The following is a 21,689-nucleotide window of genomic DNA, read 5'->3' on the forward strand; positions in this document are numbered from 1 at the left end:
ATTGCTTGATTTTGATTATATTTAATAGAAATTTTAATGCTTTAAATATGAGAGCCTTTCTTTGGATCCTACTTCTATGTTTTTTTTTAATTGGATGTTCACAGACTACTGACAACGCAAAAAATATACAAATCGGTCAAATGAAGGCCTTTGCAGAAATGGTGGCAGCAGATGTGAAACCTTTGGCATTAAGTGAACCCATGGTCAAAGAAGAGGTGGATAAACTTTGGGATGAAGCCAAAATTATTTCAAGTTACTACGGAATAGAGGTTTTCCGGGAAACGGATTTAGTTAAAACACAATTGTTTCCCTCAGATATTGCAGAGGGGAAAGAAGTTCTGATCTTTCATCGGCCAGATGCTATTAAGGCCTATCGGGATCTCAAAAAAACAATTCAATCCGGTCAAAATGGAGAGGAAGAAGCGAGAAGATTTGGTAGGTTATTAGGTTATCCACCACACTTTATCAATGAATTATTGGCAAAAAATTCTGATTTCAGGACGTTAGTTGATTTTGAAATTCAGGGGACCAATATTTTTTTCTATTACAAAGACCTCGATCGCGCTAAGGACTTTTACCATCAAACCTTGGGTTTGGAAATCCTTTCGGATTATGGTTTTGCAGTAACAGTAAAAATAACCAAGGATGCATGGCTTACCTTAGTAGATGCTTCAGTGGGAAGACATAAAGCCGGTGAACCCAAATCAGTAGCTTTGGCCCTTCTCACCAACCATCTTTCCGAGTGGTATTCCTACTTAAAAGAGAAGAACATTCCCATCAAATATGAATATAAACCCAGAGAAAATAATGCCCATGATGGTTTTGTGGCTATAGATCCCGAAGGCTATTTGCTCGAATTTGAGATGTTCAAGCAACATCCCGAAAATGAAAAACTTATGCCTTTATTGCCAAAGTACGACGCCATCAGCGGTGCTACAGATAAGTGGTCTAAAAAGGAAGGGTTCTATGGTGCTGTTACCTGGCTCTATTATGAAGATATGCTGGGCGCAGAAAACTTCTATAAAGAAAAAATCGGTTTCAGGGAGATTGTTGATCAGGGCTGGGCAAAAGTATATCAGGTTTCCGGATCAAGTTATCTGGGTTTGGTAGATGGCAGGAGAGGAATGAATACTTTTACTGAAAAAAAGGGAAGCAGTGTTTCTTTTATCATCAGGGATCTTGAAGCTTGGTATGGATATGTTCAGCAACATCAACCATTTTCCTTACATCAAGATATGTATACCGGTAAAGAGGATCGCTATAAAGCTTTTGTAGGCCAGGATCCTGGTAAATACTTTCTAGAGTTTAACCGATTCCTTGATCATCAAGACAACAAAAGGATAAATGAAATTATAAATAAACCTGATTAGAGTTTAGATTGATTTGTTAAGAATATCATTCAACTGGTAGAATGTGAATTGAACTTCAAAACGGCAACTTCGAACTATAGTTCATATCCGAATCCGCCTTTCAAATTCTTCCTTATTTCTACTTTTCAACATCCTTTAAAAAATTCTTAATTATTTGTAAGGTCGTGTCTGTTTCCTCAAACATCCCCATGTGGCCTGTTCCTATGAGTTCATGGTAATGCATGGCATAGGGTTGATGTTTTCTACTGGCTTCAATTTTGACAGCAGTATCCAATTCCCCTGCAATCATCAATTTGGGAAAAGGAAAAGTTTTCCACAATTCAAAACGATCCTTTCGGTCTCTCATGGCAGCTGTGAAGGTAATCATGCCATTTTTGGAGCTCTTTTTACCGAATTGGATCAATTCAGCTATCTGACCATTTTGTTCGGCTCTATGCTGTTCTGAAAACAATGGAGGTACAAAGGACTCTACAAACTTATCCACACCATGCTTTTTGATAAATTCTATGGTCTTGTTACGGTTATGTTTTTTTTCCTCATCATCGGGAAAAGCTGTGGAATGGAAAAGTCCTATGGCTTTTAATCCATGATCCATCAATTCGGCCAAAGCCAATGTAACATACCCCCCTAAAGAATGTCCAATAACAATCGGATTTGAAATACCTTGCTCCTCTATCCACTCCTGAAGAGATACGGCTGCTTTTTCCATAGAAATATGATGGTCAGCCAAAGGACTTTCTCCAAAACCCGGAAGATCAGGACAGTAAACCGTATGGTTTGTCGATAAGTCCGCGGCAAAAGTTTTCCACATTTCTTTTGATTCACAGAATCCATGGATCAAAATCAGTGCTGGACCTGAGCCTTGTTGGGTATATGCAATCATGATGATGGGTATTTGGTGTATAACAAACATTCAAAAATTGAAAAAGCCTTGCTGATATTCAACAAGGCTTTATCTAAATATCAAGATTAAATTATTTTATTTTCCTGGAATTTCTATTTCAGCGAATGCCCTTACAGCATTGGCTATACCTTCCGGATCAAATCCGCATTCTCTATGCAGTTCAATCTGCTCACCATGTTCAATGATGGCATCAGGAATGCCTAACCTTTTTACTTGGGCCTGGTAACCATGATCCACCATCCATTCCAACACAGCTGAACCGAAGCCACCCATCAGACAGCCGTCCTCGACCGTGATGACCTTCTTGAATTTACCAAATACCTCATGCAATAGTTCTCCATCCAATGGTTTAACAAATCGCATGTCATAATGCGCTGGATTTAGACCATCTTTGGTAAGTTGCTCACATGCTGTCACTGCATAATTTCCAATATGGCCTATGGTCAAAATGGCAACTTCTTCTCCTTCCTTCACAATTCTACCTTGACCGATAGGGATTTCCCGCATGGGTGTTCTCCATTCTGGCATCACTCCTTGTCCTCTTGGGTATCTGATGGATAAGGGTCCCTCATACTGGGAAGCCGTGAACATCAGGTTTCTCAATTCTTCTTCATTCATTGGTGCAGAAACAACCATATTTGGAACACACCTGAAGTAGGCTATATCATAGGCCCCATGGTGAGTGGGTCCATCAGCACCTGCGAATCCGGCCCTGTCCAAGCAGAAAACAACCTGAAGATTCTGCAAAGCTACATCATGGATAACCTGATCATAGGCCCTTTGCATGAAAGAACTGTAAATATTGCAGAAAGGAATCAAGCCTTGAGTAGCAAGACCTGCAGAGAATGTAACCGCATGTTGCTCAGCTATGCCCACATCGAATGCCCTGTCCGGCATTTCCTTCATCATGATATTCAATGAAGAACCGGAAGGCATAGCCGGGGTAATACCCATAATTTTATCATTTTCTTTGGCCAGTTCTACTAACGTATGACCAAATACATCCTGGTATTTGGGTGCCTGTGGAGAAGTGGTAACCTTCTTATAAATTTCTCCTGTTACTTTATCGAAAAGACCCGGGGCATGCCAGGTAGTTTTATTTCCTTTTTCTGCAGGCTCATAACCTTTTCCTTTGACTGTCACACAGTGAAGGATTTTTGGACCTGGAATATCCCTTAGATCAGCAAGTATTTCCACCAAATGATTGACGTCGTGACCATCTACTGGTCCGAAATATCTCAAGTTGAGGGACTCAAATAAATTGCTTTGTTTAAGTACAGCCGATTTGATCGCCCCTTCCACTTTTGAAATGACTTCTTGAGCAGAGGTGCCGAATTTGCTGAATTTTCCCAAAAGGTTCCAGACTTCGTCTTTTACCTTGTTGTAAGTATGGGAGGTTGTAATATCAGTAAGGTAATCCTTCAATGCCCCCACATTGGGATCTATGGACATACAGTTGTCATTGAGGATTATGAGCAGGTTGGTATCTGATACACCAGCGTGGTTCATTGCCTCAAAGGCCATGCCTCCTGTCATTGAGCCGTCTCCAATGACCGCAACATGCTGTTTAAATTTATCTCCTTTATATTTGGAGGCCATGGCCATACCGAGAGCGGCAGAAATAGAAGTGCTGGAATGACCTACTCCAAAAGTGTCATATTCGCTTTCTTTTCTTTTTGGGAAACCCGAAAGTCCACCATATATCCTGTTGGTGTGAAATTTTTCTTTTCTACCGGTTAAGATTTTATGGCCATAGGCTTGATGCCCAACATCCCAGACCAATTGGTCTTCAGGAGTATTCATCACATAATGTAGTGCAACGGTTAGTTCTACTACTCCTAAACTAGCACCGAAATGCCCACCATAAACCGATACATTATCAATAATAAAGTGTCTCAGTTCATCGCAGATCTGAACTAATTGGCCTTTCGAAAACTTTTTTAGATCATCGGGGGTGTTGATCTGGGAGAGTAATTTACCGGGTTGGATTACCATTAGCGAAGTTTTTCATTTATAAAGGTAAATAACATTTATTTGATCTCGAATGTTTTTAAAAACAATTAGAATTCCAAAAACTCTACAAGTCTTTTTGGTGTTCCAACGATTAATTTACCATTAATTAAATATCTTTGGGTCTTATTGCTGTGCAAAAATAATATAAATAAACAGTTTCCAGTGAGTTTCGAAATCAAATTACCATTATTTGAAGGACCATTTGATCTGATGCTCTTCTTTATTGAACGGGATGAGCTGGATATTTATGATATTCCGATTGCCAAAATTACTCAGGATTTTTTGGATTACATCCATCATCTCGAAAAAATGGAGATTGAAGTGGCCAGTGAATTTATCCTTTTTGCTGCTACTTTAATGAAAATAAAGTCTAAAATGCTTCTTCCAAGACCGGAATTGGATGAAAATGGGGAGGAAGTGGATCCTAGGGAAGAATTAATACGGCATCTTTTGGAATATAAGAAATACAAGTCTGTCATATCAGAACTCGCTCAGCTAGAGGAAACCCGGCTTTCGAAAGAAAAAAGGGGAAATATTGTTGCAGAATTGGAGCAATTGGCCAAAATAGATGATGTGGATGCTGAATTGCAGGATCTTGATCTTTTTAAACTGCTCAAAGTATTTCAAAAAGTAATGTCCAAGTATGCTTCCAGAACTGATGAAACCAAGCATACTGTAATGCAATATCCTTATACAATCGAACAACAAAAGGATTTTGTACTGGAGAAGATCAGCTTTAAAGACCGGGTACCATTTACTGATTTCATTACCTACAAACCCGATAAAATTTTTGTGATATATACATTTTTGGCAATTTTGGAACTACTTCAGCTATCTTTGGTTTCCATTACCATAGGAGAAGGATTCAATAATTTTTGGGTGGAGAAAAAAGAAACTGTGCCTACCGAATAAAGTATGAAGCTGGATAACAAAAAGATTTTTGAGACCCTTAACCCGAATAAGGTTTGGATTCCTGTGCTCATTGGTCTGGGGATTGTCTTCCTTATGTTTTATTTGGACCCAAGTGTAAATGCAAAAACCCTTAAAGGTGTTTTTGATGCTTCTATATGGGGAATTGTGCTTGCTATTTTTGTAATTCTTGGTAGAGACATAGGCTATATTTACCGAATAAGGGAAATCACAGACAGGCAGCTTACCTGGACAAGAGCACTTTATGTGATCATTCTTTGGGAATTTGCATCAGCGGTTACGCCCTCCGTGGTAGGTGGAACCGCGGTTGCTGTTTTTATTTTAAACAAGGAGGGTATAAAATTGGGTAAGGCCATTGCCTTTGTGATGGTTACTGCAATTTTGGATAATTTATTCTTTGTGATTGGTGCACCGGTTATTTTGTTTTTTGCCAAAGGAAATATTTTTCCAACCAGTCGGGTTATGGAAATGAAGTTGGGAAGGAGTTTAGAATTGCTTTTTTGGACCAGTTATGGATTATATGCTTTTTACTCTTTGGTAATGGCTTTGGCTTTATTTTACAAACCTAGGGTCTTTAAATGGGTCTTGCTGAAAATTTATTCCATTAAATGGTTAAAAAAATGGAAGCATTCAGCCAATGAATATGGCAACCAGATTATCGAGGCATCCAAAGAATTAATCGGGAAAAATTATAAATACTGGATTCCAATTATTGTAGCTACAATCTTTATATGGAGCTCAAGATATTTAATGTTAAATGCCCTTATTGGCGCATATGATTCACTTACCTTGAACGAGCACATCATTGTTTTTGCAAGACAGGTGATCATGTGGATTGTGATGATGATTTCCCCGACACCCGGGAGCAGCGGAACTGCGGAATTCTTCTTCGCCCAGTTTTTTGCCCAATTTTTAAATGGATACACATTTGTTACCAGTATATTGTGGAGGTTGCTTTCTTATTATCCATATCTGCTTTTAGGAGCTATTTTCCTCCCAAGGTGGATTAAGCAAGTGTTTTTCAAAAAGAAAGAAGAATAAAAGCAATTGATTACTTTTAGGAAATGATTCAAAGCCTTACTCCAAAGCAACTTGTGGAATTGCTTTCAGCGGGTTACGTTGGGAGCTTGGACAATTTTTTAATTTCCCAGATTGCCATAGATTCCAGGAATATTTTGCAACCGGAAGCAACTGGCTTTGTGGCACTGAAAGGAGCAAAGTTCGATGGGCATCAGTTTATCCAAGAGGTTTTTGATCAGGGAGTAAAATGTTTTATAGTACATCGTGAATTCAAAATTCCACAAAATCTCGAAAATAAGGCCTCTTTTATTCAGGTAGAGGATACGCTTAAATCCCTTCAGCGTTTGGCGGCATATCAAAGGGAACTTTTTAAAGGACCTTTAATAGGGATTACAGGAAGTAATGGGAAGACCATCATCAAAGAGTGGTTGGGACAGGTATTGGCCCAAAAATATTCGGTTGCGAAAAGCCCAAAGAGTTATAACAGCCAAGTCGGGGTTCCACTTTCTATTTTTGGCATTGATCCTACCCATCAGGTGGCCATTATGGAGGCAGGTATTTCCAGACCTCATGAAATGGAAAAGCTTTACGAGATGCTTAAACCCCAACTTGGAATTTTCACAAATATTGGAACTGCCCATGAAGAGGGTTTTGATTCTCTATTGGTAAAACTGGAAGAAAAGGCCAGACTTTTCAGATCTTGTGAATTTATCGTTTTTAGAAAAGAGCATATTGAAATTGCCCGGCTTCTTAAAAAGGAATTTCCAGAAAGTAAATTAGTTTCATGGTCTGATAAGCTTGGCGCTGATATTACCCTCACCCCAAAAAAAGAGCTTGACCGGACTAAGATTCTATTGATCAAGCAAGATTTAAGTGTATTTACATTTTTATTACCATTTACCGATGAAGCTTCTCTAGAAAATATAAGACACGTTATAGCGGCATCTTTGACCTTGGGTTTGGAAGCCCAAGAAATACAGGAAAGCCTCAATCACCTAAAATCAGTGGATATGAGGCTAACTTTAAAACCCGGTGCCAATCAAAGCCTAATTATTGACGATACCTACAATAATGACCTTGCGGGATTAAGGCTGGCATTGGATTTTTTGGCAGCGCAAAGGCCTAAAAAAAGGAAAGTACTCATCATTTCGGATTTATTGCAAGTTGGGGACACCCAAAGGGTTTATCAAGAGGTAAAAAAATTATTGGAGTATTATTCAATTGATTACCTCATAGGCGTAGGAGAACAAATTAAAGTGTTAAAAGGGACCTTAGCCATAGCGCAAAATTTTTTTAAGGATACTACTCATTTATTGCAAAATATTCAACCTGAAGATTTTGACAACGATCTCATATTGGTTACAGGAGCAAGGAAATTTGGTTTTGAAGCAGTCGTCAATAGATTACAGCAGAGGATTCATGGGACGACATTGGAAATAAATTTAAATGCCCTCACTCATAACTATAATTTCTACAAGACCAAATTACTTCCCCATACAAAAGTAATGGTGATGGTAAAGGCCTTTGCTTATGGTGGTGGGGCCTCAGAAATAGCTAACCATTTACAGCAGTTAAAGGCTGATTATCTTGCAGTGGCTTACACAGACGAGGGAGTTGCTTTGAGGGAAGAAGGGATTAAATTGCCCATCATGGTCCTTAATCCCGTACAGGAATCATTCATTCATCTTCAGGAGTATGATTTGGAACCAGTGGTTTATAGCCCTTCTTTTTTTCAACAATTGGCAAGATTCTGTGAAGTTCAGGGAATTGGAATGAAAATTCATTTGGATTTGGACACGGGTATGCATCGGTTGGGGTTTGAGGAAGAGCATATCAATGAATTAATTTCTTTAATTAAAAAGTATCCTAAACTTCAGATTGCAAGTTTGTATACCCACCTTGCAGGTGCAGATGAAGAAGAACACCAGGATTATACTTTATTTCAATTGCAGACTTTTGTTGCGATGTGTGGCCTGATTGAGAAAAATTTAGACTATAAACCCCTTCGTCATGCACTAAATTCAGCAGGGATTATCCGTTTCCCTGAATTTCAAATGGATATGGTCAGGTTAGGAATAGGTCTTTATGGGGTGGAGGTCAGTGGAAAATACGATAAGCACTTAAAGCCTATCAGTACATTGAAGACTACTATATCGCAGGTAAAAAAACTTTCACAAGGAGAAACTATTGGATATAGCCGAAAAGGGAAAATGAAAGAAAATGGACAAATTGCTACCATAGCTATTGGCTATGCTGATGGATATGATAGAAGATTCAGCAATGGGAAGGGCTATGTTTTGATCCATGGCAAAATGGCCCCTGTTATTGGTAATGTCTGTATGGATATGACAATGATCGATGTCAGTAATCTGGAGGTGAAGGAAGGGGATGAAGTCATTATTTATGGTCCAAATATTTCGTTGAAGGATCTGGCAGAAAGGATCGGTACTATCCCCTATGAGTTGCTGACCAATATCAGCAGTCGTGTAAAGCGGGTTTATTATCTAGATTGAGTTTCCATTTGAAAATAGGTGTTTGGGGTCGTTGATTCCATGAACATCCTTATATTTGCTTCAAAGAACGTTATTTTCAAAGTACAGGATATGTTAATAGTCAATACTATAAGGGATAATTTTGAGATTGTATTGGAAGGCTTACAAAAACGAAACTTTCCCAATGCTGAAGCTGTGCTTCACCAGGTTTTAGAAATAGAAAAGAGCAGGAAGGAAACCCAGGCTCAAAGAGACAGTCTCCAGGCTGAATCCAATTCCATATCCAAACAGATCGGTTTGTTGATGAAGGAAGGAAGAAAAGTGGAAGCTGAAAAATTAAAATCCCGCACTTTAGATATAAAAGAAAGCATAAAGACTCTGGAGGAATCTTATGATACCTATGAGGAAGATTTGACGCAATTATTGTATACGATCCCGAATATTCCACATATTTCTGTGCCAAAGGGAAAGTCAGCAGAGGATAATGAAATTGTGCTTCAATATGGGGAAATTCCCATATTGCCTGAGGATAAGTTGCCCCATTGGGAATTAATAAAAAAGTACGACATCATTGATTTTGATTTAGGTGTTAAAATTACCGGAGCTGGGTTCCCTGTATATAAAGGCAGAGGAGCTAGGCTCCAAAGGGCCCTGATCAATTTCTTTTTGGATGAAGCGATGAAGGCCGGTTATGTAGAAGTACAGCCCCCCATTTTGGTCAACGAAGATTCAGGGTATGGCACTGGACAGCTTCCTGATAAAGAAGGTCAGATGTACGAGGCCACCATGGATAAATTGTATCTCATTCCTACTGCAGAGGTTCCGATTACAAATATGTACCGGGATATAATCCTGAACGAATTGGAATTTCCGATCAAAAATGTGGGTTATACGCCTTGTTTTAGAAGGGAGGCAGGAAGTTGGGGTGCCCATGTTAGGGGACTGAACAGGCTTCATCAATTTGATAAAGTTGAAATTGTTCAAATATCTCATCCGGACCAATCCTATGAGGCATTGGAAGAAATGAGCGCGTATGTACAGGGACTTTTGAAGAAGCTTGAATTGCCTTACAGAGTCTTGAGACTTTGTGGGGGAGATATGGGCTTCACATCTGCCCTTACCTATGATATGGAAGTGTTTTCCGCTGCACAGGAAAGATGGCTGGAAGTAAGTTCAGTGAGCAACTTTGAGTCTTATCAGGCAAATAGGCTAAAATTAAGGTTCAGGGGCGAAGATAAGAAAACACAATTGGCCCATACCCTAAATGGCAGTGCTTTGGCCCTTCCAAGAATTGTTGCCTCAATTTTAGAAAACAACCAAACAGAGGAGGGGATTAAAATGCCTAAGGTTTTAGTGCCATATTTAGGTTTTGATATAATTTAATTCTAAAAATAAAAGAGGATGAAACGACACATTATTTCATCCTCTTTCTTTACAAGTAAAATTTATTATTCAACTGATGCATTGACGATCATCTTATTGGGTTTTGAAAAAATGATTTCCTGGATATTTTCTAGGGAATATTGAAAAATTTCACCGGTTTCTCCATCGAACATTAATACCCCTCTGCTTTGTGAACTGTAAAAGGGATTCTCAGTTTTGGAAATAAAACTTATTTGTTTTACTTCTCCTCCTTCATATTGAACCACAATTTTTTTGATTTTTCCTTTTTCCCCTTCTTTTAGTTCATGAATTAGATATTTTTCACTTTTCTGTGTTTCATAAGCCCCTGACAGTGCAGGTTTATTGATATCAACCTGAAGAAATGAATCAAGATCTTTCATCCATTCCTCTTGGGTGGGGGTAATTTGCGAAGTTTCTTTCTTACCATTGATATTGATGACTTTGTAAACTGATTTTCCTTCAAGTTTTGGGATCTGGACTTCAACAAAATCTTTAAAAGGGAAATAGGCAGTTTCCTCTGTACCATTGGTATTTGAAATATTCGAACAGCTCCAAAATATAGATAGCATCAACAGTAAACTGGAATAATATCTCATTTTCATATTTTTAGAATTGTTTTAATATGTTTTATACAAGAGAAAGAATACAAGGTTAAGGAAGGGAAATTTTATGCTATTTCAACAAAATCTCTCCTGTCATTTCTTTGGGAATTTCCAAACCCATTAAAGTTAGGATAGTCGGTGCAAGGTCTCCCAATTTACCGTCTTTGACTTCAATTTTGTCCTTGTCATCCACCATAATAAACGGGACAGGGTTGGTAGTATGGGCGGTATTTGGGGTGCCATCCTCGTTGATCATCATGTCACTGTTTCCGTGGTCAGCTATTACAATCGTGGTGTATCCGCTTTGTAAAGCTTGGTTGATTACTTCCTCTGCACATTTATCCACGGCTTCACAAGCTTTTACTGCTGCCTCAAAGACCCCTGTGTGCCCTACCATATCAGCGTTGGCGAAATTCAAACAAACAAAATCCACTTCTTTTTCCTTAAGCTCAGGCTTAATTTTACTTGCAATTTCAAAAGCACTCATTTCAGGCTGTAGATCATAAGTAGCCACTTTTGGTGAAGGACAAAGAATTCTTTTTTCTCCTTCGAATTCCCTTTCCCTGCCTCCTGAAAAAAAGAAAGTGACGTGAGGATATTTTTCCGTTTCCGCAATCCGTATTTGCTTTTTACCATTGGCCTCCAGAACCTGTCCAAGGGTATTATTTAAATTATCTTTTTCAAAAAGAACTTTTATTCCTTTGAAAGTTTCGTCATAACTGGTGAAAGTAATATAATGAAGGTTCAATTTCTTCATATTGAAATCTTCAAAGTCCTGTTGGGTAAGAACCTGGGTAATTTCCCTTCCTCTATCCGTTCGGAAATTGAAATTTACCACAACATCTCCTTCTGCAATTACTGCCAAAGGTTTATTGTCCTCATTTACTTGAACTATAGGTCGGATGAATTCGTCAGTAACCCCATTAGTGTAAGATTTCACTACTGCTGAGATGATGTCTTTTGATTTTTCACCTTCACCATGTACCATGCAATCATACGCTAATTTCACGCGCTCCCATCTTTTGTCCCTGTCCATGGAATAATACCTTCCAATAACTGATGCAATTTTTCCTTTAGAATGTTGCAAGTGTTCCTTAAGTTCATTCAGGAAATGGACACCGCTTTTAGGATCGGTATCCCTGCCGTCTGTAAAGGCATGGATAAAAGCTTCTTCTATGCCATTGCTCTTTGCAGCATCACAAAGCCCTTTTAAGTGCTTGATATGGGCATGTACTCCACCATCCGATACAAGACCTATAAAATGGACATTTTTATGGTTCGATTTTGCATATTGGAATGCTTCCACCAATACCGGATGTGATTTGAGTTCTCCTTCCTCCACCGCCTTATTGATTTTTACCAGATCCTGGTAGACCACCCTTCCAGCACCTAAGTTCATATGCCCTACTTCAGAATTCCCCATTTGACCTTCTGGAAGGCCCACAGCCAATCCAGATGCATTTAGCTTGGCATGTGGATATTTCTTATACAAACTGTCTATAAATGGAGTCTTGGCTTTATCGATAGCGGACACTTCTGGATTCGAGGCTATTCCCCAACCATCCAAAATCATCAGAATGACTTTCTTGTTCATATTCTTAATTTACCGGAATTTGAAATCCTATTTTCAGTAATGGAGCGTAAAAATGCTCATTCTTTATTTAGCCAACAATAAATGAGGAATTTTAATTCTTAAATAGCACTTAGAATTTTGGGAGTGTTATAAGAAAATTTTTTTGGCTTAATATTTGTTAAAAAATTTTCCGATGAAAAAACTGCTTTACATAGGCGTACTTTTGTTTCTGGTATTTTCCTTATCCCAAGCAAGATCAACAGATTCCACTTTCAATTCTATTGAAGGGATAGTTACTGTTTTTCAATCTGGCTCAAGTAGGGAATTGGCTAAATATTTTGATTCTGGAATAGATATCAACATCAATGGAAATCAAGGTGATTATTCCAAAAATCAGGCAGAATTGGTGATGCGGGATTTTTTCAAGAAATTTCCTCCTGTTGATTTTCAGCTTCTACAGCAAGGCAGCAATACAGACCAAATCATTTATTACATTGGAAATTACCGATCAGAAGAAACAGTTTTTAGAGTTTTTATTAAAGGCAAAAAAGAAGACCAATCCATTAAAGTTTACAGTTTGGACATTGTAAAAGGGATCAAATAGTTTAAAGCAGCTTTATTTTTTTAATTTTGGGCTGTGAAAAGACCAAATTACCTTAGCCAGGAAAAAATTCAGGAATTTATCCGGCAGGCCCTGATTGAAGATGTTGGGGATGGAGATCATTCAACATTAGGTTCGATACCCAAAGGAAGCTTGGGAAAGGCCCAGTTATTGATTAAAGAAGATGGTATTATAGCAGGTTTGGAGCTTGCCAAGATGATTTTTCTACAATTTGATCCCACGTTACATGTTGACCTTTTATTACAGGATGGGGCTATAGTCAGCAGAGGTGATATTGGTTTATTGGTTAAGGGTTCAGCAGCATCTATTTTGACCACTGAGCGATTGGTGCTTAACTGCATGCAAAGGATGAGTGGGATTGCGACGAAAACCAACCGGTTGACTGAGTTGATAAAACATACCAAAGCCAGATTGATGGATACCCGTAAGACCACGCCCAATTTTAGATTAATGGAAAAATGGGCTGTTTTATTGGGAGGAGGCCTCAACCACCGCTTTGCTTTGTATGATATGGTTATGTTAAAAGATAACCACATAGATTTTGCAGGAGGAATTATGAATGCGATACTCAATACAAAGTCATATTTAAAGGAAAAAGGTCTCAATCTCAAAATTGAAGTAGAGACGAGAACCTTGGAGGAAGTCCAGGAAGTTTTGGATGTGGGAGGGATAGATTATATCATGCTGGATAACATGGATTATGATACAATGCAAGAGGCGGTGAAAATGGTAGCAGGTAGATATCCCTTGGAAGCATCTGGAGGAATTACAGAAGATAATTTAAAAAATGTTGCCGAATGTGGGGTGGATTTTATCTCTGTCGGTGCTTTGACCCATCAGGTCAGAAGTCTGGATATCAGTTTAAAAGCGTTCTGAAATTACTAATTACCAATTGTCAATGATCAAGTGGGGAATAAGAATTATGTAATCTGAAATAATGAAAAGATAGTAAAAAAAGCTGTTCTGGAGTTCCAGAACAGCTTTTTTGTGAACAGCATGAAAAATCAATCTTTTGGAGCAAAATCGGGATATGCCTGCATACTATGCTCATTGATGTCTAATCCTTCCAGTTCTTCTTTTTCGTGAACACGTATACCTATGCTTTTTTTCATGGAGAAGAAAATAAGCCAGCTAGTTAAGAAACAAAAGGCGCCGACTGCCGCTATACCGATGAGCTGGGAAATGACTTGCTGGAATCCGGCCAGATCCCCGAATAGACCTACAGCCAATGTTCCCCAAATACCACCGACTAGGTGTACTGAGATAGCACCAACAGGATCGTCAATTTTTATTTTATCAAAAAAGACTACTGCCAAAACAACAATAGCACCGCCAATAAATCCGATAATTGCCGCTTCTCCTATACCCATAAGGTCTGCTCCAGCAGTAATGCCTACTAAACCTGCCAAAATCCCATTGAGTACCATGGTAATATCGTAGGTTTTAAATTTCAGATAAGAGGTTAATAATGCCCCGAATGCTCCGGAAGCTCCGGCAATGGCAGTGGTTACAAAAACAAGAGATACTGTACCGGGATCTGCAGTTAAAACAGAACCTCCATTGAATCCAAACCAACCGAACCACAACAAGAAAACACCGATAGTGGCCATTGGAATATTATGTCCCGGAATAGCTCTCATCCCTGATTCAGTATATTTTCCAATTCTTGGACCTAAAAGAAAAGCTCCGACCAGAGCACCCCAACCTCCTACGGAATGTACAATTGTAGATCCTGCAAAATCATAAAACGGAACATCCAAGCTGTCCAAAAAGCCACCTCCCCATTTCCACATTCCTACAATAGGATAGCAAATTCCTACATATAGGATGGAGAAGAAAATAAAAGGACCGAGTTTGATTCTTTCAGCAACAGCACCGGATACAATGGTAGCTGCCGTTGCGGCAAACATAGCCTGAAATATAAAATCTGTGAAGAAAGTATAGCCTTCATTATAGGCAAAGGTATTCCAGCCTTCCGGTAAGGAAATCCCTATTCCGGAAAGTCCAAAAAAACTACCGGCAAATTCATCACCAGGATACATCAGGTTGAAGCCTATAAAGGCATATGTAAGAAGTCCTATAGCAGGGATTATAGTATTTTTGAAAAGGATGTTGACAGTATTTTTTGCCCGGGTCAATCCTGCTTCCAGGCTGGCAAATCCGAGGTGCATGATAAAGACCAGGATTGTTGCTACCATCATCCAAAGGTTATTGATGGTAAATAATTCTTGAGTCATAGGTTTGAAAGGTTTTGGTTCTTAATTACTTTGATCGACAAAGGATCTGGACTTTTCAATGGAAAAATCCAAAGCAGCATTAAATGGTGCTATTGATAAGTACATCTACAGCGCATCTTCTCCTTTATCATTATTTCTTATACGGTAAGCTTCCAGTGCTTCGTAGATGAAAATTTTTCCATCGCCTACTTCACCAGTTCTTCCATGATTCAAAATGCAGGAAATAATCTCTTCTACATTTTCATCAGGTGCAACAATTTCAATTTTGGTTCTTGGAATATAGGCAGGTTCATAAGCTACTCCACGGTAAGTTTGAGGTTTTGCATGCTCCATTCCCATCCCTTTGACCTCATAAAAGGTGAAGAACTTAACACCCAATCCAGCAATGCATTGGTGTATATCCTCAAATTTGGATGTTCTAATAATTGCTTCGATTTTTTTCATTTTAATTAATTTTTCAATGGGTTTAATAGGAAATATGCGCTAATCTAAGACAAAAATTAAAGAAAAAGCAAAAAAGGTTAAAAAAATAACGCGTTTTTTGTTTAAATGCGTAAAATTCTAATAAAATAGGGTGTATAAAAACCTTAATAATGAAAAAAAATCAGTTTTTAACAAAAAATGATCTAAATTTTAACTAATACTATCAAAATAAATGGAAATTTTATTTTTTTTGAATTATTCACCTTTCACTCTTTCTTTAATGGTCTAAAAACCTAATTTTGGGCTCAGTTTGAAAGAAATTTAATTTTATGAAAAGAAAACCAACGCTTTTGGTATTGGCTGCCGGAATGGGTAGTAGATATGGTGGAAATAAACAGATTGATGGTTTTGGACCGAATGGAGAGACCATTTTGGAATATTCAATTTATGATGCCATACGCGCAGGGTTTGGAAAAGTAGTACTGATAGTTAGAGAAGAAATTCTTGACCTTGCAAAGGATTTGTTTTTGCCGAAACTGGAAGGAAAAATTGAAGTTGAATTTGTCTTACAATCCCTGAACAGCTTCGTTCCAAAAGAATTTCAGAATCCGGAAAGGGTTAAGCCCTTCGGAACAGCCCATGCTGTATTGTGCGCTAAAGATGCTATTGCTGAGCCATTTGCGGTAATCAATGCAGATGATTTTTATGGTAAGGAAGCCTTTGAAGTTTTGGGTAAATTTTTAATGGACGGGGTACAACCAAATTTACATGCGATGGTGGGCTATGCGATAGAAAATGTTTTATCAGAACATGGTACGGTAAGCAGAGGAGTCTGTACTATGAATGAGGCCAATCAATTAATTGGAATGATTGAAAGGACTTCTATTGCCAGGGAAGGAGAAAAAATAATCTCCAGGGGAGAAGGGGAAGAGTTGGAGATTAAAGAAGGTACGCCGGTTTCTATGAATTTCTGGGGATTCCATCAGGCCGTTTTTTCAGATATCATGGATATGTGGCAGGAATTCCTCCCGGCAAATAAAAATAATCTTAAATCTGAATTTTTTATTCCTACAGTCGCCAATAACTTAATCCAAGGTGGTAAAGCAGCTTTTGAAATATTGGAGGGCGGCAAAACCTGGTTTGGAGTTACCTATACAGAGGATAAGCCTATAGTCATTGAAGCTTTGAAGAAAATGCATGATTCCGGGGAGTATCCCAACAAACTTTGGTTTTGATGAATTAACTGCCATAATTATTTTAAACTAAAAAATTATGGCAGTTAATTTCTTTTCTAATTCCTGAGATATTGTTGGAATAGCAAGAAATTCTGATTATCAGGGTTTGAGCCAAGTATGTTAAGGGATATTTTAATTTTCAATTAATCCAGAGCAATAAGTAGTTCATATGCCTCATCTCCAGGTCTTGGCGCATTTGGGGAGATCAGTTTATTGTCTTTCCCGATAATCAGGTACCTTGGAATCCCCCAGACTTTAAAATACTTCATAATATCAGCTTCGAATCCTTTTCCTGCAAAAAGGTGAACTCCTCTCATGGGGTTTTTATCCAAATAGTTTTTCCAAGGTTCTTGCTTTTCATCAATAGATATGTACATCAGAACCACATCTTCGCGATCCCTTAATTTTCTTTCAAAATCAGGCGTTTTGGTTCTGAAGGTGTTGATACAGGGACCGCACCAGCTTGCCCAAAGGTCAATATAAATGATTTTGTCTTTGAATCGGGAGAGACTGACAGAATTACCTTCGAGGTCAACGAAGTTAAAATCCTGAACCAATGCCCCTTCCTTAAGATTTTCTAATGAAAGAAGTGTGCTTTCAAGTTTCGTCAGATGTTGGGAATTAGGATAGCTAACTTTAAAATTGGAAGCTAACTTTTCAATTTCCCCAAAACTTAGGGTCAGCATGGACATTTCATTGAGGAGGTATGCTGCCTGGAAAAGTTCTTTGACAGGTTCACTTTCCGTTTGAACATAATTTCCCACTTCCGTATTGGGCATTCCAAAGGGTATACCCAATACGGCATGTAAATTCATGCTAATGGATCTAGAAATATCTTCATTAACTTCTGTGATGCTTTCAATTAATCCCAATTGAGAAAGGTATTCTTTAAAAAAAGACTTTCTTTCTTCTAAATCCATTTCTTGAGCCCTATCCAGATATAATTCTGCCAACTGTATCATCATGGCTTGGGAAAATTGAGTGGCACTTTTTTTCTCACTATCTCCCATATCCTTCTCATATTGTCCATAATGCTGGTTGAACTTCTCATCTACCTCTTTACAGAAGTTAATATAGCTCTGATAATCAGGAACTTCCTCTACATCATATAATATTTCCGAAACTTGGCTATACAATTCATTTTGTATAAGATTCTCCAGGCTTTTCATATATTCTAAGTAAGCAGGAGAAGCATTTTGAGCAAAAATTTGAAAGCTAGAAATGAAAGTAAAGAGGAACAAAGAAAGTTTTTTAATCATAATTAATGCTTTGGAAAGTTTTTACGTGAAGAAAGCAATTATCGTTCTATTTTGGAAATCCTTATGGAAATCTTATTATTTTTGTCCATAGACCATTTCTAAATAAATTATCCCAGTCCATGAAAAAGCTCTTCTTCTCCACAACACCCCTGTTTTCTGATCTTGGATTATTGATTTTGAGGTTAGGATCCGCATTGATGATTATGACACATGGCTGGCCCAAGATTGCGGAGTTCAGTTCCAGGTTAGAAACTTTCAGGGATCCTATTGGTCTTGGACCTGCGGTTTCTTTACAGGCAGCCATTTTTGCTGAGTTTTTCTGTGCAATTTTATTGGCATTGGGATTTTTGACTCGGCTTTCTTTGATTCCCTTAATTTTTACCATGGCAGTAATTTCTTTTTTGGTACATGCTGATGATCCCTTTTCTGTCCAGGAAAAACCCTTACTTTTTTTGCTGATTTTCGTAGTTCAGTTCTTTTTAGGGCCTGGCCGATATTCAGTAGATGCGCAGATACGGAAAAACAGGAATTATTGATTTCAGGTTGAAATTTTTCCTTTTTCAATTAGGAAAAATTTGGTTTCTGCATCAATTTTCCCCAAAATTTCCTTTGATCTTTCGGGTCTGGCATCTGTAATAAACAATTGCCCGAATTGTTGGGTGGCGACCAAATTCATCAGTTTTTCTATTCTTCCATCATCCAGTTTGTCAAAAATATCATCCAAAAGTAGGACGGGTTTTGTCATTTTATGTGCCTGAAAAATTTGGAATTGGGCAAGTTTTAAGGCAATGACAAATGATTTTTGTTGTCCCTGGGATCCGAATTTTTTAATTGGATATCCATTGATCTCAAATATAAAATCATCTTTATGGATTCCCATATTGGTCCTTTTCAATAGGAAGTCTTTTTGGGAAATAGCTTTGAATTCTATTTCGAAATTTTCATTAAGACACTGGGTTTCATAAGAAATACTGATAACTTCCTGATTTCCTGAAATGATCCTGTAGTATTCTTTTAAAATGGGTTCGTACTCTATTAAAAAAGATTTTCTTTTAGCTGAGATAGATTTGGATAAATGAATGATTTCCCTGTCATAAGGTTCTATAAAATTGCTGTTCCATTTTCCATTGTCTGCAAACTGCTTGATCAAGGCATTTCTTTGTTTGAGAAAATGTTGAAAACGAACCAATTGATCCAGATACTCCTTATACATCTGGCAAAGCATATTATCAAAAAACCGCCTTCTTTCTTCGCTTCCGTTGGTAATGAGTTGTGTATCATCCGGTGCGATCATGACCACAGGTAAAAGTCCCACGTGCTCACTCATTCTTTCTATTGCTTTACCATTCTGCATCAGCTGTTTTTTTTTCCCGCTTTCAAAAATACAGCGGATTTCAAGGGTTTTGCCATTGATTTCAAAATCTCCAAAGATTGTAAAAAAATCTTTTTCATGCTGGATGTTCAGATTATCAAGGCCATTAATGGCACTTTTAGTCAGACATAAATAATGAATCGCATCCAGGAGATTGGTTTTTCCGCTTCCATTTAGTCCGACAAAGCAATTGATCTCTTTTGAAAATTGTACCTCTGCCTTTGGATAGTTCTTAAATTGTTGAAGGCGGATATTTTTGAGGTACATCTTATTAAACTGTTGGGTTTTTGACTATTTTTGCATTCGGTCTGAAAATTCAGCCCATTTGATTATATTTGAGGCCAAATTTAGCATATTTTATAATAAACGATATGGCAAAGAAGAGTACTGCTACCAAGGCAAAGGCAAAATATTCCAAGGAAACCTATGCATTTTGGTACGAAAGCATGCTGTTGATGAGAAGATTTGAAGAGAAAGCAGGTCAACTTTATGGACAGCAAAAAATCCGCGGATTTTGTCACCTTTATATCGGTCAGGAGGCATGTGCTTCAGGAGCAATCACTGCTTTGGAAAAAGATGATAAATGGATTACAGCATACCGGGACCATGCACATCCGCTAGGTTTAGGTACTGATCCAGGTGCGGTTATGGCAGAGTTGTATGGTAAAGCTACAGGTACTACTAAAGGTAAGGGTGGTTCCATGCACATATTCGATAAAGAAAGAAACTTTATGGGAGGCCATGGCATTGTCGGTGCCCAAGTACCTATGGGTCTGGGAATAGGCTTTGCCGAGAAATACAAAGGGACCAAAAATCTTTGTATCTGCTACATGGGAGATGGAGCTGTTAGACAGGGAGCTGTACATGAGGCTTTCAATTTGGCCATGCTATATAAGGTTCCGGTTATATTTGTAATTGAAAATAATGGATATGCCATGGGTACTTCTGTCGCAAGGACATCCAATGTGACGGAATTGTATCAGATAGGAGAAGGCTATGATATGCCTGCTTTCCCGGTAGATGGCATGAATGTAGAAGCTATTCATGAAGCTGTTTCTGAGGCTGCTGCAAGAGCGAGAAGAGGTGATGGTCCTACCTTGTTAGAATTTAGAACCTACAGGTATAAGGGGCACTCTATGTCAGATCCTCAAAAATACAGAACAAAGGAAGAAGTGGAGGAATATAAACAAAGGGATCCGATTGAGCAGGTAAAAGCTACCATCCTTGACAATAAAATTCTTTCTGAAGAAGAAATTGCTGAAATTGATGCAAGAGTGAAAAAGCAAGTGGATGATTCAGTCAAATTTGCGGAAGAATCACCATGGCCTGACGGGCAGGATGCATTTAAAGATGTTTATATGCAGGAAGATTATCCATTTGTAATGGAATAAAATCAAATAAAATAAATCAGTCATGGATATATGTTGTAATATCCATGACTGGTTTTTTTATTCCTATTTGTGAATTAATTAAAAGCCTTATATTTGCGGGCGAAAAATTTGATAGAATGGCTAAGAAACAGACCAAAAAAGCTCCTGAAGTAGAATATGAGCTTTTGGAAAAACCGGAAGTAATTGCAAGCAGACTTGAAAGGGGAGAAGCTTTCGTAAAAAAGAATTCCAAAATTTTTGGAGGGATACTTATTGTAGTAATTCTGATTATAGCTGGCTTACTGTATGTACAAATAGACAGGCAGAATAAGAATAAGAAAGCACAAGCTGAAATGTTCCAAGCTGTTTATTATTTTGAGCAGGATAGTACGGATTATGCATTGAATGGAGACGGCTCCAATGTTGGCTTTTTAAAAATTGTAGACCGCTACAGTGGAACGGACGCAGCCAATTTGGCCCATTTCTATATTGGTTCAATTTATTTATCTGAGGGTAAATTTCAAGATGCAGTGGACCACCTGAAAAAATTCTCTGCTGATGACTACTTTGTACAGGCCAGAGCATATGCTTTGTTGGGAGATGCCTATCTTGAATTGGGAAATACCAAAGAAGCAATCTCAGCTTACAAAAAAGCAGTAGATCATAAAGAAAACAAATTCTTCGCTCCAAGGTATTTGAATAAATTGGCCATTGCCTATGAAGAAGCAGGTGATATTGCCAATGCTATCAAAACCTATGGAGTTATCGAAGACCAATATTTCGAGTCATTTGAATATACAAACGCACGAAAGCATAAAGCACGCTTGGAAGGCCTTGCCTCTAAGTAATGCTTTGTTATATAC

The 21,689-nt window shown here is 38.1% G+C and carries 19 protein-coding genes; 11 read left to right on the forward strand and 8 right to left on the reverse strand.

Going from position 1 to position 21,689, the window contains the following annotated elements:
* Positions 1-140: 140 nt before the first annotated feature.
* On the forward strand, positions 141-1,370 hold the full coding sequence (locus tag ACFSKV_RS02635) for a VOC family protein (RefSeq protein WP_380800152.1): 1,230 nt from the start codon (positions 141-143) through the stop codon (positions 1,368-1,370).
* Between the two features lie 118 nt (positions 1,371-1,488).
* Here the strand turns inward: ACFSKV_RS02635 and ACFSKV_RS02640 are convergent, their stop codons facing one another.
* Both ACFSKV_RS02640 and dxs read right to left on the reverse strand, forming a co-directional pair.
* Positions 1,489-2,253, reverse strand: coding sequence for an alpha/beta fold hydrolase (locus ACFSKV_RS02640; protein ID WP_380800153.1), 765 nt, complete (start codon positions 2,251-2,253; stop codon positions 1,489-1,491).
* 96 nt (positions 2,254-2,349) lie between these two features.
* Positions 2,350-4,269, reverse strand: a complete 1,920-nt coding sequence (gene dxs, locus ACFSKV_RS02645; protein ID WP_380800155.1) for a 1-deoxy-D-xylulose-5-phosphate synthase — start codon at positions 4,267-4,269, stop codon at positions 2,350-2,352.
* A gap of 180 nt (positions 4,270-4,449) precedes the next feature.
* Here dxs and ACFSKV_RS02650 point away from each other — a divergent pair, with 180 nt between their 5' ends.
* The 4 genes from ACFSKV_RS02650 (at position 4,450) to serS (ending at position 10,112) form a co-directional block, all read left to right on the forward strand.
* Entirely contained in the window at positions 4,450-5,199 is a 750-nt protein-coding gene (locus tag ACFSKV_RS02650; RefSeq protein ID WP_380800156.1) for a segregation and condensation protein A, read from the forward strand.
* 3 nt (positions 5,200-5,202) lie between these two features.
* Positions 5,203-6,258, forward strand: coding sequence for a lysylphosphatidylglycerol synthase transmembrane domain-containing protein (locus tag ACFSKV_RS02655; protein ID WP_380800157.1), 1,056 nt, complete (start codon positions 5,203-5,205; stop codon positions 6,256-6,258).
* 23 nt (positions 6,259-6,281) lie between these two features.
* Positions 6,282-8,750, forward strand: a complete 2,469-nt coding sequence (locus tag ACFSKV_RS02660) for a bifunctional UDP-N-acetylmuramoyl-tripeptide:D-alanyl-D-alanine ligase/alanine racemase (protein ID WP_380800158.1) — start codon at positions 6,282-6,284, stop codon at positions 8,748-8,750.
* A gap of 90 nt (positions 8,751-8,840) precedes the next feature.
* Complete coding sequence (gene serS, locus ACFSKV_RS02665) at positions 8,841-10,112, forward strand: serine--tRNA ligase (protein ID WP_380800286.1); 1,272 nt, start codon at positions 8,841-8,843, stop codon at positions 10,110-10,112.
* Positions 10,113-10,177: 65 nt separating this feature from the next.
* Here the strand turns inward: serS and ACFSKV_RS02670 are convergent, their stop codons facing one another.
* Together ACFSKV_RS02670 and gpmI are read right to left on the reverse strand one after the other, a co-directional pair.
* Complete coding sequence (locus tag ACFSKV_RS02670) at positions 10,178-10,735, reverse strand: hypothetical protein (RefSeq protein WP_380800159.1); 558 nt, start codon at positions 10,733-10,735, stop codon at positions 10,178-10,180.
* Between the two features lie 70 nt (positions 10,736-10,805).
* Positions 10,806-12,329 carry a 2,3-bisphosphoglycerate-independent phosphoglycerate mutase gene (gpmI, locus tag ACFSKV_RS02675; protein WP_380800161.1) on the reverse strand — a complete coding sequence of 508 codons (1,524 nt, stop codon included), beginning with the start codon at positions 12,327-12,329 and terminating at the stop codon, positions 10,806-10,808.
* A gap of 172 nt (positions 12,330-12,501) precedes the next feature.
* Here gpmI and ACFSKV_RS02680 point away from each other — a divergent pair, with 172 nt between their 5' ends.
* Both ACFSKV_RS02680 and nadC read left to right on the forward strand, forming a co-directional pair.
* The gene (locus ACFSKV_RS02680) at positions 12,502-12,912 is read left to right on the forward strand and encodes a DUF4783 domain-containing protein (protein WP_380800163.1); all 411 of its coding nucleotides are present in this window, start codon (positions 12,502-12,504) and stop codon (positions 12,910-12,912) included.
* 33 nt (positions 12,913-12,945) lie between these two features.
* On the forward strand, positions 12,946-13,806 hold the full coding sequence (gene nadC, locus ACFSKV_RS02685) for a carboxylating nicotinate-nucleotide diphosphorylase (RefSeq protein WP_380800164.1): 861 nt from the start codon (positions 12,946-12,948) through the stop codon (positions 13,804-13,806).
* Positions 13,807-13,934: 128 nt separating this feature from the next.
* Here nadC and ACFSKV_RS02690 read toward each other — a convergent pair whose 3' ends face one another.
* Both ACFSKV_RS02690 and ACFSKV_RS02695 read right to left on the reverse strand, forming a co-directional pair.
* The gene (locus ACFSKV_RS02690; RefSeq protein WP_380800165.1) at positions 13,935-15,167 is read right to left on the reverse strand and encodes an ammonium transporter; all 1,233 of its coding nucleotides are present in this window, start codon (positions 15,165-15,167) and stop codon (positions 13,935-13,937) included.
* Between the two features lie 105 nt (positions 15,168-15,272).
* Positions 15,273-15,611 (reverse strand): P-II family nitrogen regulator, encoded by a 339-nt coding sequence (locus ACFSKV_RS02695; protein ID WP_380800166.1) that lies wholly within the window; start codon positions 15,609-15,611, stop codon positions 15,273-15,275.
* A gap of 308 nt (positions 15,612-15,919) precedes the next feature.
* Here ACFSKV_RS02695 and ACFSKV_RS02700 point away from each other — a divergent pair, with 308 nt between their 5' ends.
* Complete coding sequence (locus ACFSKV_RS02700) at positions 15,920-16,825, forward strand: nucleotidyltransferase family protein (protein WP_380800169.1); 906 nt, start codon at positions 15,920-15,922, stop codon at positions 16,823-16,825.
* A 143-nt stretch (positions 16,826-16,968) separates the two neighbouring features.
* Here the strand turns inward: ACFSKV_RS02700 and ACFSKV_RS02705 are convergent, their stop codons facing one another.
* On the reverse strand, positions 16,969-18,084 hold the full coding sequence (locus ACFSKV_RS02705) for a TlpA family protein disulfide reductase (protein WP_380800170.1): 1,116 nt from the start codon (positions 18,082-18,084) through the stop codon (positions 16,969-16,971).
* A 119-nt stretch (positions 18,085-18,203) separates the two neighbouring features.
* Here ACFSKV_RS02705 and ACFSKV_RS02710 point away from each other — a divergent pair, with 119 nt between their 5' ends.
* Positions 18,204-18,620 carry a DoxX family protein gene (locus ACFSKV_RS02710; protein WP_380800172.1) on the forward strand — a complete coding sequence of 139 codons (417 nt, stop codon included), beginning with the start codon at positions 18,204-18,206 and terminating at the stop codon, positions 18,618-18,620.
* 2 nt (positions 18,621-18,622) lie between these two features.
* On the opposite strand, the gene recF is transcribed toward ACFSKV_RS02710, so the two are convergent.
* Positions 18,623-19,723: a DNA replication/repair protein RecF gene (gene recF, locus ACFSKV_RS02715; protein ID WP_380800173.1), complete on the reverse strand. Its 1,101-nt coding sequence runs from the start codon at positions 19,721-19,723 to the stop codon at positions 18,623-18,625.
* 104 nt (positions 19,724-19,827) lie between these two features.
* On the opposite strand from recF, the gene pdhA reads away from it, so the two are divergent.
* On the forward strand, positions 19,828-20,847 hold the full coding sequence (gene pdhA / locus ACFSKV_RS02720; RefSeq protein WP_380800175.1) for a pyruvate dehydrogenase (acetyl-transferring) E1 component subunit alpha: 1,020 nt from the start codon (positions 19,828-19,830) through the stop codon (positions 20,845-20,847).
* A 116-nt stretch (positions 20,848-20,963) separates the two neighbouring features.
* Positions 20,964-21,674 carry a tetratricopeptide repeat protein gene (locus ACFSKV_RS02725; protein WP_380800176.1) on the forward strand — a complete coding sequence of 237 codons (711 nt, stop codon included), beginning with the start codon at positions 20,964-20,966 and terminating at the stop codon, positions 21,672-21,674.
* Positions 21,675-21,689: the final 15 nt, after the last annotated feature.

It is taken from the genome of Shivajiella indica (assembly GCF_042683085.1).
Taxonomy (GTDB): domain Bacteria; phylum Bacteroidota; class Bacteroidia; order Cytophagales; family Cyclobacteriaceae; genus Shivajiella; species Shivajiella indica.

Excerpts from the sequence above, each read along its gene's own strand:
- ACFSKV_RS02635 (WP_380800152.1), top strand. The coding sequence starts at position 141 with ATGAAGGCCTTTGCAGAAATGGTGGCAGCAGATGTGAAACCTTTGGCA.
- ACFSKV_RS02640 (WP_380800153.1), bottom strand. The coding sequence starts at position 2,253 with ATGATTGCATATACCCAACAAGGCTCAGGTCCAGCACTGATTTTGATC.
- dxs (WP_380800155.1), bottom strand. The coding sequence starts at position 4,269 with ATGGTAATCCAACCCGGTAAATTACTCTCCCAGATCAACACCCCCGAT.
- ACFSKV_RS02655 (WP_380800157.1), top strand. The coding sequence starts at position 5,203 with ATGAAGCTGGATAACAAAAAGATTTTTGAGACCCTTAACCCGAATAAG.
- ACFSKV_RS02660 (WP_380800158.1), top strand. The coding sequence starts at position 6,282 with ATGATTCAAAGCCTTACTCCAAAGCAACTTGTGGAATTGCTTTCAGCG.
- serS (WP_380800286.1), top strand. The coding sequence starts at position 8,841 with ATGTTAATAGTCAATACTATAAGGGATAATTTTGAGATTGTATTGGAA.
- ACFSKV_RS02670 (WP_380800159.1), bottom strand. The coding sequence starts at position 10,735 with ATGAAAATGAGATATTATTCCAGTTTACTGTTGATGCTATCTATATTT.
- gpmI (WP_380800161.1), bottom strand. The coding sequence starts at position 12,329 with ATGAACAAGAAAGTCATTCTGATGATTTTGGATGGTTGGGGAATAGCC.
- ACFSKV_RS02680 (WP_380800163.1), top strand. The coding sequence starts at position 12,502 with ATGAAAAAACTGCTTTACATAGGCGTACTTTTGTTTCTGGTATTTTCC.
- ACFSKV_RS02690 (WP_380800165.1), bottom strand. The coding sequence starts at position 15,167 with ATGACTCAAGAATTATTTACCATCAATAACCTTTGGATGATGGTAGCA.
- ACFSKV_RS02695 (WP_380800166.1), bottom strand. The coding sequence starts at position 15,611 with ATGAAAAAAATCGAAGCAATTATTAGAACATCCAAATTTGAGGATATA.
- ACFSKV_RS02700 (WP_380800169.1), top strand. The coding sequence starts at position 15,920 with ATGAAAAGAAAACCAACGCTTTTGGTATTGGCTGCCGGAATGGGTAGT.
- ACFSKV_RS02705 (WP_380800170.1), bottom strand. The coding sequence starts at position 18,084 with ATGATTAAAAAACTTTCTTTGTTCCTCTTTACTTTCATTTCTAGCTTT.
- ACFSKV_RS02710 (WP_380800172.1), top strand. The coding sequence starts at position 18,204 with ATGAAAAAGCTCTTCTTCTCCACAACACCCCTGTTTTCTGATCTTGGA.
- recF (WP_380800173.1), bottom strand. The coding sequence starts at position 19,723 with ATGTACCTCAAAAATATCCGCCTTCAACAATTTAAGAACTATCCAAAG.
- pdhA (WP_380800175.1), top strand. The coding sequence starts at position 19,828 with ATGGCAAAGAAGAGTACTGCTACCAAGGCAAAGGCAAAATATTCCAAG.
- ACFSKV_RS02725 (WP_380800176.1), top strand. The coding sequence starts at position 20,964 with ATGGCTAAGAAACAGACCAAAAAAGCTCCTGAAGTAGAATATGAGCTT.